Genomic DNA, 13,457 nt, shown 5'->3' on the forward strand with positions numbered 1-13,457 from the left:
AATAATCACCCATACTGGCCGTTTCTATCTGAGATCCAATTAGGAAACAAAGCCGCTGCCATGCGAACAGCGCTTGATCATAAAAACGAACAAACATGCCTTCATGTATGCCGATAATTTTACCTTGTTGCTGACTAAGCTTGAGTTTTGTTTCAATATCCATATTAATCCTTACTGAGTTTAGAAAATAAACCGCTACCCTCTATAAAAAGAAAAAACGGCCCTGCGGGCCGCAAACTCTGAACGTTGAACCCTAAGAACCTGATACGCACGAGACGTAGTACTGACGGGATGGGTAGCTGCTGCCGACGCCGCCATAGGTGAGGCCCACGCTGTAGTAGTAGCCGGAACCATTAGCCGTCGACGACCAGTAGAAGTAGCCGGTCGCCCAACCCTTCGCGGTGTACATGTGACCAAAGTTATTAAAAAGACTCGTCAACTCATCTATATTTGCTAAAGCCCAATCATCTCTCCCGTTAAGCTCAAGTGTATTATAATGTTCACAAAGGCTATGTGCTTCAGTAACACTAAAAATTGCAAACGATCCTGAAGGACCATAAGGGATATTGTCAACATGACTACCGTAGTAATTACCACTATAGCCAACAGCGTTTAAAAAGCTCTCACTTGGAGTACCGGTAAACAACTTTCCATCGCTTTCCGCAATTTTAACACAGGCACCCGCGGCGTTTTGTTGATCATCATCCCCAACTTGGCCACCACACAAATAGGCATGAAAGGTAACTTGGCTAATCGCATTAGTCTGTGTATTGGTTGTTGTGGTGTAAGATGACGCCACATCAAAGGTCATGGTCGTTGTTGGGGTTTGATAGTTTGTATCCCACTTTACCCGCACTTTTTGCTCACCTGATTCATCGGTTTGAGTCGTTTCCGCTTCAAGGATAGGAGTAACCATTTCTGCGGTGTCTGGGTGCTGTTCTGTACTTACCACTGAAATGACTGAGTAACCTTCTACTGGGTTGCTATTTTGATCGGTCAAGGTCGCAGTAACCTGGCCACCTTCCACTGACGTATAAGGTACCGTGTCAATCGTTGCTTCTGATGACACTGCAGCCGTCTTTTCATCACCAATAAACTTAACTTCATAGTCTTGAGTAATGCCACCCACATCAAGGGTTAATGTGACGGTTTCCGCTTTTAAACTGGTTAAGCGAAACTCGGCAATACCATAGCTGTCTGTGGTAACGTTATCGCTGTCCAATGTCACATTTGGGCTAGAGACAGAAGCCGTCACAAGGGTATCTGGTCTTACTTCTTGACCGAGTTTTAACTCAACAAATACAGAACCAACATCAACTCCATCCGCGACAACTTCCGTGCTTGAGGTAGGCAATACAGTAATTAAACCTTGCTTAACACATGTCACATAATAAGCCGATGTTGGATCGACATCGCCTGTAAGGGTGCTGCCATCTTTAAGATCCACCCACTTAACCAGATCTGCTCCGTCATCATAAGCGAGGTATTGCGCTTTAACAGGCCAGTTATGTAACGCCTGAACATCGGTATCAGTGGCCATCAGCTTAAGTTGATCAAACGTCGGCACTGAACCACCGATGGTGTCGCAGTATGCTACGGCCGACGGATAACGAAAACCAGCCATATCAATCGCTGGGCTGTAGCCATCATCGTTCAGTTTTATATCATAAGGCGAGCCTTGCCCGGCTGCATCAAGTGCGGTGGGTGGTCCAATATAGAGATCCAACAAATGAGAAATGTCGTCCCATTTTGATGACTGATTAGGATCGGTCACTTCAACACGAATCAAACCCATGTCATACACTCCATTATGATCACTAACCGCAAAACTAATATAGTGGTAACCTGGTTGTGACGCTTGAAAGACGATCGTTTTATTCTGAGTGTCCAGTGGATCTTTAGGTACCGCTTTTGCGTTAAACGATTCAACATACACCAATTGATAATCATCACTATCGTCCGAGGAAACAAAGCCGCTGATGTCGATTTCTTCATCGGTCAATACGTTGACAACAACTGGATATACAATATTATCGTCAATCGTAAAACCTTGGTTAGCTTCGTAGCCCACCGCAACATCTAAAACCCCCATCAGCACAAGGCCATTAACCGAGTCTTCTAACGTATAAAGAACACGGTCAATGCCGGTAAAACCTGACGGCGGGGTATAATCCATAGTCTGGTCATCTGTACTATTTATTTGAACTGAGCTCGAGCGACCGTACGGTAGTGTAAGCTCCGTTAATACAAACTCGTCACCTAACGTAAAGCCGACTTTCTCCAATTCGTCCTTCAGTAAAACACTCACATCTTCATTAATCAGTGTTGTTGCACTTACTGGAACCAGTTCGGTTGAGCTAGGATTACTACTTACCGCAATGCGCGTAACCGCAGAACTCGAACCTTCTGAGCTACTACTATCACTCATTGGCGCTTCAGCCATACGGCTCATTGGCGACAATGTTTTAGGAGTCACATGATATCGATAGTCACACACCTTGGTATCAAAGGCCTGAATTACAAACCCTGTTTCCGTCATACTTTCTACTTGGCAGCTATCATCATTAGACAAGACCTCGACTTCACTCAGCGCAAAGCCACCACCCGTTGATGAAAATACCTTTGACGACAGGTCAACCTCGAACGATTCAGCATAGCCAGTCGAGTAGGTAGCATTTTGAGCGGAAAGCGTCGCGCTTTGAGTATTAGGGGAAACACTTGCTGAGCTTCCGGCACTTCCTTCACTGCCCTCTCCACCACACCCAAAAAGGGTAAGCGTAGTAGCGACGACAAAACCCAGGGGAATGCTTCCTCCTGGCTTATTGCTTAAAAGGTTCATATTACTTCTCTTTACTTTTTATTGATTTCAAAATTGATTTTATGATTTGTATTTAATGTTGTATTGGGCATTTACACTTTGCTGATAACAGTGATGCCATGTAGGCTAAAATTAGCACTGAACATGGGTAATGAATGCTGATCGTCCTTGATTAGCATTAATCATTGAAGGCCTATAATTATGTCTATTTTCAGCGTTCCTATTACTGAATAGGCAGTTGCATCTCTTTAGAGTATTTTTTATCGTAAGATGTTACGGTTACATTAAGTTGTTCACTTTGCGTATATTCCGCAAGAGAAAACGTTTTATCCCGACCAGATACAACAGTGAACTTTTGTTTGCATTGCGTATTATTTTCTGTTGTACATGAGTTAACATAAACATCAATTAGCGTATTACTATTATTATCGATGCGTAAATTCTCGCCCTGATTGTAAATCTTATAATCAAAACTTGGCTTTGTCGTAGGCAGAATATAAACCGGTGAAAAACCATAGTTTATCTCGACACCGTGAATTTTCTCTCCCTCTTCTTTATAACGACTAGGAGTAAATGGCAGCATAAACATCAAATCTTTGCTGTTATCGCAAGACGTGTTGTGACATAAGCTACGAACACCCACGTCTTTCTCTTCACCAGGTCTTAAAACTAATCTTGGGTGCGTAAGAGATATTTTCCAATCATCTAGATTGTTTCTTGTATAACTATTACGAACGATTTTGTCGCCATCAATAAACTGAATTTCTTGTACTTTTCCATTAACAAAAATCGGGTGAGACTCATCATTAATAAGTGTCACGACACCATTGCCCTTTTTATCCGCGACGACAATCATCTTGTCGACATTAAAAGCATTGGCAGCAGTAGAAGTCATTGCTGAACAAATTGCGAATACTGTTAATAGATTATATTTAATTTTCATATTTCTCTCTACTAAAAATAATAAATTTTAGGATACTACTCGTCTATTTTGCTCAGCGCGTATATAACACCAAGCGCGAAAAGAATGAGTACATACATGTTTAAAATATTTGGTCCGATCATTACTCCGCTCTCTTATATTTGACCTTCATGCATATAATTGAGGTATTAATTAGCATATTTGCGAGCCCAAACGATAAAAGGTGAGTAGCTCGATTGGTGAGCAGTATCGCGCATTCGGATTTAAAGGTATTGGGCACTCTTGAATTTCAAAAACGCAAGATGCGAGATAGCTAAACAAGTGTAGATATCATTTACATTGGCGAGATACTCTCTGCTACAAACAAAGAAACACTGCCAAAAAATTGGCAGTGTTTCTGTTTCAAGGAAGGCAACTTAATCTAAACAGCTAACTTTCGGGTAAAGTATTTTCTCTTCAGGGTAAATCAAATTCAAATCACGATTATTAAGATTTGGATTTGCTTCGACTAATTCATCAAGTGAGCTATCAAATGCTCTTGCAATTCGGTGCAAATAGTCGCCAGGAACCACTCGGTATTCAACTAAACGCTGCTGACACGATGGCGCCTTCTTAATTGGGACAATAGACGCCAATTGGGTTTTCGGCCTTGATACTTGGGTCGACTCTTCAACAAGCTGGTCAACATTGGGCCTTGGGTTAATATCTGAAAGGCCTTCTGCGGCTTCATTGCTTGAAAAACGATAAACCAACAGTGCATTAAATGCGTATAGATCGTCTTGTTGACGAGCTAAATCAAAGACGCCTTGGTAACCAAGGTCGGCGCTCCAATTTTTACTCAATTGGTATTTAAGACCAAGCGATGCCGTAAAATTGGTGTCGTCACTAGAAAACGCGCCCCCGACTCCTGCATACAAGGAGGCAAATTCACTGACGGGTAGCAATAAGTCGGTTTCAACCATTACCGCACGTAAACTATCTATTTCCGAATCAGAAAAAGCAGAATAATCAGCATAGCCAAGTTCAAATAGTACGTTTTCACTAATGTTATATCCAACCGCCGCCTTATAACCAAGTGCTTCAGTCTGTCCCATGTTGTCATCAAATGCAGAAAACGTCATGCCACCACTCATTTGGATAGGCAGCTCCTCTGCTGATACACTTATGGATAAGAACACAGCGATAATCGATGACATTAAGTTCACTTTTTTCATCTTAAATACCAGGCTCCAACATGATCGTTACTTCATCAAAATAATCTCCGGAAACAGCAGAACTGCCCTCAATATCGTAATCAAAGTCTAAAGTAAAGTTAATACTTGTTTGCACTCCAGCTCCTTCTGAAATAGCCGTTGTTTGATACATTAATTGTCCTTCATCAACTAAGTTACCAGAGCTGCACTGATCGCAATGAATGCTGTAAGGAATAACCACACCAGGGTTACTTGAATTAACCAATTCGTATGACTGTAAGGGCATTGTTAAAACAATTCCGTCATTAAAATAGCCGTTCGCTGTAATATCAAATGACGTTGTCGATGTTATTCTTTTGCCAATTGTGTCGTAGACTGGCGTCATGACACCATCTCCACTTACAAAAACACTGTCGAGTTGAACAGGCTGATAATCAAATGAAAACAACATCACTTCATTGATGTTGCGATAAGTCATAATGCCGTCATTTTCATAGTAGTAACGAATATTTACCGGCACTGAAGCTGAATATTGCCCCTCTGGTAGCCCACTTAATGCCGACACTATTTCACTTTCGTTAATATCGAAAATAGGTCTCAGGAAAATAAATGGGCTCGATTTTTGTTTATTAATTAATCGAACAGACGAAACACAGTTTGGACCTTCAACAGTCACAATCGGTAGTGACACTTCATCAAATGAGCACCCACCACCTACCGTATTCGCTGACTGGGCAAATTCAATTCCAGTAGTATTGTATTGAACGCCCGATATATCGATCGATATTGACGGTGAAGTATTCCCATTTCCCCCAATTAAAGTCATCTCTGTTGGAGGTATACCCGAAAATGTCGCGGCCGCCCAAGCTTCTGAAGCCTGCAACATAGGAGGAGTTTCCCACGTACTTGGCAGCATTTTACCATTGTAACGTGTCACATTGTCCCAACGAACACCACCAGCCTTCACTTCCGCGCGAACTTCAAACGCAGCTTGAGCCATGCTTGTCGTCATTAATGCAATAAACGCTACAATATATAGGATAGGTCTAGGCATTATATTTTACCTCTCGTCACCATTTCTTTCTTTGAATAGCTTCTGTCGTGAGATGTCACGGTAATGGTCAACTCGTTATTTCGCATAGTTTCGGTTAAAGGGAACGTCTTATTCCTTCCCGATACAACCGTAAATTTTTGTTTGCATTGGGCTTTGTTTTCAGCAACACATGCATCTACAAAAAAATTGAGCATGGTATTACTTTTATTTTCGACTCTAAGGCTATCACCGTTGTTGGTTAATTCGTAAGAATAATTCGGTTGTGTTGTAGGAATAATATAAACAGGTGCGAATCCGTAATTAATTTCCACACCACTAACTACTTCACCAGGTCTGTATTTACTTGGAGAAAAAGACAGCATAAACATCAAATCTTTTGAATTATCGCATGCAGCGTTGTGGCATAAACTACGTATGCCAATGTCTTTCTCTTCACCAGGGTTCAAAACTACCTTCTGGTGCGTTAATGACACCTTCCAATCGTTTAAGTTGTCTCTTGTATATTGTTTTTTTTCTACCTGTTCTCCATCAATAATATTTATTTCATCCACCTTTGCTTGGATAAAAATTGGGTGAGACTCGTCGTTGGTTAACGTAACGATACCGTTCCCTTTATCATCAGAGACAATAACCATTTTATCTACCGTAAAAGCTTGTACACTTATAGATAACAATATAGCGGTGAGTGATACTAAATTTAGTAGAACTTTATTGGATTTCATTTCCCACTCCTTAATTAACTTGTGCGACTGGGTATGTAATGGCGTTGGTGCGATAAAGTCGCTTTGCCAACAGTTTTAACTGATCGATATCTCTTTTATGAAGCGCTATTGTTTCCGCCATGTTTATAGATTCATGCGCTATATAAATTGCCTTAAACGAACCCACTTCTTTCTGAATAATTCGATAACCGTGTGACTCGAGCTTTTTAAGCGCTTTATTCAGTTCAATCGAGCTTTCGTATGCACCTAAATACATCGCTTGTAGTCGTTCATCTGCATCAATCAAATCTATCTGCTTTTCTTGAGCTATTGGCAAACAATAGTTTTGACCAAAGTTCATCTGATTTGTTGAAGTAAATTCATAAGGCAGTAAGCATTGGCTTTCTTTCGCTGACAATTCAAAGTTCATGCCTTCCAATACGGTTACTCTATAAACACCGTCGGCCATTTCATTGACTTCAATACAACCTTCTCCATGACACTCCACTTCTGTAATCGGCTGTTCTGATATGTCATTAAAGGCGCTGACAAACGAAACGACGCGACTAACTCTTGGCTCAATAGAAGCAACCGTACCTGGGTGTGTAAACACGGTTACGTTACTATCACCAGAGTTGTAAAGATCAACGCTCTCTGAATCAAATTTCGCACGATATTGACTATAGTCTTCCAAAGGCACAATTGTTTCATCGTTATATACGATGAACTTACTGTTGTTTCGCCCTTCTTTTTTAAGAGAGAAGTAACCTTTTTCATCAAACGTCTGCTCTGTATTCTGCGACTGATGAATATCGACAAGCGTATAAGACATTGCCGCTTTATCGGTAATATAAACGCCGTCTGTCGTCACGATTTGAGTGCTAGACAAGCCAGCATTGATACCACTCGTGCCATTGGTGGACGTATGGGCGGAGGCATTCATTCGAGCGTATTTAGTCGTGCCACTGGTCGCCAATAACGCATCTTGATACATATCATCCTGTTGTCGATCGTAGGTGTTACTCACCTCAAGCGACGTATTAAAGGAGTCTGAGTCAATTAACTGATTTCGTCTTACTGTTGTTTTAAATTGATTAATGTCATCACTATCACTCGTCAGGCCCATGATAGTTTCTACTGTGTCTGACAACGGGACACTCCATAACAAATTAACTGATATGTCGTCCGTCGCCTCAGAGTAATCGACGTTAATATTAACTCGCGAATCTAAAACTGTGGGCGTGCTGTAACCAACGGAAATAAACTGCTGTTCCTGTTCATCCGAGTTACCTAAATTGTCTAACTGCTTGTCGTTATTAAGCGAGTAAACCGCATACATAGATTGTCCACCGCGGAAGCTGTACGAAGAATTCAACGATAGACGTGAATAATCGGCATATCCGTACATATAAGAAGCAACTGGATCACCAAGTTCATTATCGAGAGACTCATAAGATAGACTTAAATAAGGGATACCGATATTAGCATTAAAGTGAGATGCGTCTTCGAATTGGCTGTACACAGCTTCAGTACTCAAATCCCAATCAATCAGATTGTATGCACCACCAACGGTGTACATAGTGCCACTGTCCGTGACCAAGCCGCCCAAGCCTACTTGCAACGAACGGGTGAGTTGGTAGTTAGCTAATGCCTTGCCATAAACATCGTCTTCAATATTTTGAATGCCATGTTCCGTGTAGTCGTAATGGCTTCCTGAAAACATACCCGCAGTGGCAACGAAATCCACTTCCCCCTGAGTCAGAGAGTCACCTTTGGTGTTATATACTTGATAAGTCTGGGTATTAACAACTTGCCCACCACTTGTCACCTCAAGTACAGCTTCATAGCGACCAGATGGTAACTTGCTGTAAGGAATTGAGTTCTGCCCTTCTGGTACGTTATCTTGAAAAATCAATCGACCATCACGAAGAACTTGTACACCGCCACTTGTTGGCGCATAAAAGCTCAATACTTTGTCGTTATTATGTCCGCCTACGAGCAACTTTTTAGAGGTACCTACCGTGAGCGAGTTTTGAGCAACTCGAGCGGTGTTATTCAGGAAGTCAGTTGAGTTAACCTCTGGCTCAAATTCAAAATGACCCGCTTTTATTGAGTAAGAATCGATATCTAAATGATATGCCGCTTCATACAATTCAGAACCGTTATCACTGTTGTTGGCATTGAAATCAGTTTTGAGGTATCCGTAAGGTAGCCCCAGTGTCGTTTCATTATTTAAAGAAACGATTGAGTCTTGATCTTGATATTCACTCACGTACAGATCAAATGAATTGATTAACCCATTGTGTTGACTCAGAGACGAGTGGTATACCAGTTCTTCATCGAGATTCGAGTATGACAACACCTGTGGAGATACAAAAAGATAGACTTCTTGATCGTTATAGTTATGAACGATCTCAAACGTTTCTGGGTACAACTCACACTCATCGAGCTTACCTAAACACTCAGACTGATCTTGTATGCCAACCATTAATTGATCTATGATCTTCTGCTGGTACTCAGCCGACACTGTATTATCATTTAAATAGTCAGATACCTGTGCGATCGCTTTTTTATTATTCGAGTCTAATTTTAACGTGTTAAACGACGTTAAAAATGGGATCGGTGAAGTAAGGGAACCATCTAAGTTACGTATACGGACTGTTGACTCTTTCAATTCAAACAGTTCTTCAAAACCTTCAAGAACATTTTGACTATAACTTGAATACGAATACACAGGCAATAACACTAAAATTGCCATTGTTATGAGTTTGAACCTGAACATTATATATCTACCTCTATATTGAACTCTATCTCACCATTACACCTCTCCGCTTGGCCCGCTGTGATGATATCTTTAAATGACTGAAAACTTAATATAATGTCATGCTCACTATACTTATTGTCGCCATCATTTAAATTGAAATTTGAAAAAGAGACGGATTCACCCTCTGACAAACTTTTCCCGTCAATCGTTAATGTAACGAAATCATCCTGAACATTGCTCACTCCAGAGTAGTCCGTACAAATTGACGTATTTTTTGTTAACGTTGAAATATAAGGAATATCCGAAGACTCAAAAGGTATATCTGTTTCAATTCTTAATGTGGTATTAACATCATCAAATTTTGTTTTGTCTTGATTTGACGTCAACTCCAGAACTGCCGGAATAAATTCAACAGAATTAATTGAATTTGTATAAAGTTTGCCTACATCGAGGCTCGTAGTAATGTAAAGCACTTTGAAATCGGCGTTGGCATTCATACTCATGAAAGCCAATAGTATTAAAACTTTTTTCATATTGACTACCATCGTAGAGAAATAAGGCTCGTAATTACTACGAGCCTTTGAATCGGGAATTTTCTACAAATTAAACAAGGTCAGCCATAACCGTTACTGATGCTTGAACAGTAGTTCCACCTACTTCAGATTCAGGTAATACAGCAGTCTGCTTAACTTTAGTTGAAATAGTTTCTTCACCAGAAACAACATCACCAACGGCTACTGGTGCACCATTTACATTAATCTCAACAGCTTGAGATGGGTTTGCCACACCGTCAAAAGCTACTGATGCATCAACTAGAGTCCAGTTAGCTGAAGCTAATGCACCAACAACAGGAGTAACAGCATCACCATCATTTAAGTGAGACTCAAGTACGATAGTATCTGATTCAAACACACCGTCTGAGCTTGGAGTGATAGTACCGTTAAGCGCTGTTGTATCACCTCCTAGGCCAGTGATGATAAGTGCATCTGATGCGCTAGTTGTTGGAACAACGCCGTTCCATATAACAGTAGCATTTGAAGATGCGTTAGCACCTGCACTTACTGCCATACCCATAAGAAGAACTGATGCTAGTGCGCTTTTTTTGAAGTTAAACATTTTACTTTCCTTTAAAGATTAAATATTTCATAAATTAGTAATCCCGCTCCTGCGTTTAAATTTGTTAACGCTCATCGGTGACAGGACGAAATAAATTATGCGGAACACTGGAAAAGAAATATTGGGCATTTGAAAATTCCATTTGCCGAAAATGCCGATTCGATAAAACCATCAACAGTAAAGCTAGTAATACCTACCTTCGTTTTATCTACATCTATAATAAAAACCTGCCCGATAAGCTATAGTTTAAATTCTAATAAAAGAAGATTGAATTACATAAGCAATCGAACAATACTTACCATAATAGAGATTATCGAGGACAAAGAATGCCACTCACGTTTGCACACTTCTTAGAACAAGCCAGAAAGGAGCGAGGTTTAACACAGCAGGAGATGCTTGAGTTACTGCTTGAGGCCGACCCGACATTGTCTAAGCTCGACCTCAGGGCAAGATTACGAAGCCCCTTGCCCTGCAAGGACTTGCGAAAGGTAAGCGTTATTGCGGTTCGCTTTTTTCTGCTTTCTTTTGATCCCTGCTTTGAAGCTGATTTCTTCCGTCAGCAGATTTAAAGCTATATGTCTTATAACTGCTAAATTCTCACCGGCTTGCTCTCGACGTATCCGACATTCATCTTCTTTAAAACCAACGTCTAATCGCCAGTGCATCTGATGGTGAGTAGACCGCAGGAACTCCCCCTGCAGCCTCTCGCAAAACGGTACGTGAACCTCTCAGTTCATACCGCTTCCATTAGGCAAACGATCCTCTCATTCCATGCCTCCAATGGGCAAACAACCACGGATTCTGCTTAGCTATCCTTTCCAAGAACAGCGTTGCTCGAGTCTTATGGCGACGAAGTTTTTTGTATTTGCGTCTCGCCCACCTAATCAGAGCTTTGTTGATGTGTCTAAACACTGGGTATAGCGACGACCGATAGTACTTACCATAGTACCCAATCCAGCCATTTATCATTGGATTTAACCAACCTGATATCTGTGCGATGTTGAGATCTGTTCGGCTTCGTACCTTCAGCGTTTTAATTCTCCGCCTCATCGCTTTCAAAGCAACCTTACTCACCGCTGGCGTGAAGCTTACAAACATACTGTTTCGCTTGGTATTCTTCACTAATCGACGCCTGAATGTATATCCAAGAAAGTCGAAGCTTGTGTGTTCATGGTTACCTTTTCGGCTTCCGTCTTTGCAGTAAACTATTTTGGTCTTTTCTGGATGCAACTCTAGACCACACTCAGCAAAGCGCTCTCTCAGTACCTCTAGCATGTGTTCGGCTTCTTCTTTGCTTTTGCAATGAACCAGCCCATCATCCGCATATCGACACCAAGGTATACCGCGGTAATGCTTGTGTAACCATTTATCGAAGACATAATGTAAAAAGAGATTGGCGAGAACAGGACTGATTACCCCTCCTTGAGGTGTTCCCATATCCCTTGCTTTCAACTCTCCATCTGGCATTTTCATCGGTGCTGTTAACCAACGTTTGATATATAACCTTACCCACTTTTCTGTGCAGTGTTTATCGACTGCTTTCATCAGTAGGTCGTGCGGTATTTTATCAAACAATGCCCTAATATCGAACTCAAGGCACCAGTCATAGTCCCAACACCGTCTTCGAGTTACACCTATAGCATCTAGAGCCGATTTCTTTGGTCTGTATCCATACGAATCTGGCAAGAAGTGCGGTTCTACTTGGGGTTCAAATGTCAGTTTGACCACCATCTGTGCGATGCGGTCACTGACGGTTGGTATACCAAGTATCCTCTCGCCTCCGGCTTTCTTTGGAATGGCTACAGCCAGTACTGGCGGAGGGAAGTAGGTTCCCGATGCCAATCGGTTCCAAATTTTATAGAGATTTCCTTTTAAGTTCCTGTCAAATTCGGCCAGTGTTTCATTATCAACCCCTGCCGCGCCTGCATTTGCTTTCACCAACTTGTATGCGTTGACTACTTGCCATTTTGAAATGTTGAATTGTTTTGTCTTAACCTCTGCCTCCTCCTGACTTATTGTCAGTTGGGCAGAACTTAACGACGGCCTAACGCTACCCCTTCGCTCCACAACCATTACAGCTGTTTCCTCACTACTACAGATAGCTCCGTCCCAGTGCTGTGCATCGGTACTCTAATACTCGCCAATTCAGTGGCTTGTATGTCTTCCTTAGGCATCACAACGACTGGTTCCCGCAGTTCCCAAAAAGAGCCTGATATAGATTCACGCCCACTATACGCCGGACACCGTCTATGCAGCATTCGGAGTTTACTCATAGACTTATCCCAAGAGATAGAAACGCCCTTGGTTTTGATGTCAATCTCTGGATTACGACGCGTCCACATGGGTTCGGGTTAACTCGTCTCTCTATATCGTACCTGCCGAACTTTCGTTCGCACTTTGACTCCAACGCTCATGACCATAGCTCTTAACTACAGCCACTTGGAGTGGTTTGAAGCCAGCTTCCGACAGCAGACTTCGGTGGGCCTACCACCATCTCTTCCTGAGCTTATGCCTTAAGTCATAGCATCTCCTTATGCTGCTAACTTCAGTGCCTGCGGCACACTTTCAATGCTCCAATGTGCTCACGTGCTCTCTAGTAAAGCTTTAGCCGTTAGTTTTGCTGAGCTTATGTAGTGCTTGATTTGCATTGTTTCTGCTGGCTTATCACCTTCTTGACGAATTGAAACGACCATACCAATTGTGGAGAGTTCAGCCCAATCAAACGCTATATAGCCTAAGAAATCTGTATTGTGAACAACCATACTCAAACGCGTTTCTGTACGACCATGCCCTTTCTCTTGAGTGACGTATTTATCACCTTCAAAACTATTAATCATACTAGAATTAAACACTTGGCTAATCGCTTGCTCCAATCGTTTTTGATTACCT

General features: G+C 41.6%; 10 protein-coding genes and 2 pseudogenes. All 12 read right to left on the reverse strand.

Annotated features, from left to right (window positions below):
• Window positions 1-253: 253 nt before the first annotated feature.
• Window positions 254-2,839: a DUF1566 domain-containing protein gene (locus AB6E30_RS21770; RefSeq protein ID WP_102321097.1), complete on the reverse strand. Its 2,586-nt coding sequence runs from the start codon at window positions 2,837-2,839 to the stop codon at window positions 254-256.
• Window positions 2,840-3,041: 202 nt separating this feature from the next.
• Complete coding sequence (locus AB6E30_RS21775) at window positions 3,042-3,761, reverse strand: hypothetical protein (protein ID WP_241910598.1); 720 nt, start codon at window positions 3,759-3,761, stop codon at window positions 3,042-3,044.
• Between the two features lie 395 nt (window positions 3,762-4,156).
• Window positions 4,157-4,936, reverse strand: coding sequence for an outer membrane beta-barrel protein (locus tag AB6E30_RS21780; RefSeq protein WP_372105231.1), 780 nt, complete (start codon window positions 4,934-4,936; stop codon window positions 4,157-4,159).
• 19 nt (window positions 4,937-4,955) lie between these two features.
• A complete protein-coding gene (locus AB6E30_RS21785) occupies window positions 4,956-5,987 on the reverse strand; it encodes a hypothetical protein (protein ID WP_372105233.1) in 1,032 nt (343 codons plus the stop codon).
• Window positions 5,987-6,709 (reverse strand): hypothetical protein, encoded by a 723-nt coding sequence (locus AB6E30_RS21790; protein ID WP_102321099.1) that lies wholly within the window; start codon window positions 6,707-6,709, stop codon window positions 5,987-5,989. The genes AB6E30_RS21785 and AB6E30_RS21790 overlap by 1 nt, the downstream gene beginning before the upstream one ends.
• A 10-nt stretch (window positions 6,710-6,719) precedes the next feature.
• Window positions 6,720-9,470, reverse strand: a complete 2,751-nt coding sequence (locus AB6E30_RS21795) for a TcfC E-set like domain-containing protein (RefSeq protein WP_102321100.1) — start codon at window positions 9,468-9,470, stop codon at window positions 6,720-6,722.
• Window positions 9,470-9,985 (reverse strand): hypothetical protein, encoded by a 516-nt coding sequence (locus AB6E30_RS21800; protein WP_102321101.1) that lies wholly within the window; start codon window positions 9,983-9,985, stop codon window positions 9,470-9,472. The genes AB6E30_RS21795 and AB6E30_RS21800 overlap by 1 nt, the downstream gene beginning before the upstream one ends.
• Before the next feature lie 70 nt (window positions 9,986-10,055).
• Complete coding sequence (locus AB6E30_RS21805) at window positions 10,056-10,568, reverse strand: hypothetical protein (protein ID WP_102321102.1); 513 nt, start codon at window positions 10,566-10,568, stop codon at window positions 10,056-10,058.
• 452 nt (window positions 10,569-11,020) lie between these two features.
• Window positions 11,021-11,236 (reverse strand): annotated as a pseudogene (locus tag AB6E30_RS21810) (transposase); the annotation flags it as partial.
• 79 nt (window positions 11,237-11,315) lie between these two features.
• A complete protein-coding gene (ltrA, locus tag AB6E30_RS21815; RefSeq protein WP_136983002.1) occupies window positions 11,316-12,641 on the reverse strand; it encodes a group II intron reverse transcriptase/maturase in 1,326 nt (441 codons plus the stop codon).
• Window positions 12,641-12,841 carry a hypothetical protein gene (locus tag AB6E30_RS21820; protein WP_241815097.1) on the reverse strand — a complete coding sequence of 67 codons (201 nt, stop codon included), beginning with the start codon at window positions 12,839-12,841 and terminating at the stop codon, window positions 12,641-12,643. Before AB6E30_RS21820 ends, ltrA begins: the two co-directional genes overlap by 1 nt.
• Before the next feature lie 309 nt (window positions 12,842-13,150).
• Window positions 13,151-13,457: pseudogene (locus AB6E30_RS21825) on the reverse strand (ISAs1 family transposase); the annotation flags it as partial.

The organism is Vibrio sp. 10N.247.311.12, assembly GCF_041467515.1.
GTDB lineage: Bacteria > Pseudomonadota > Gammaproteobacteria > Enterobacterales > Vibrionaceae > Vibrio > Vibrio crassostreae_C.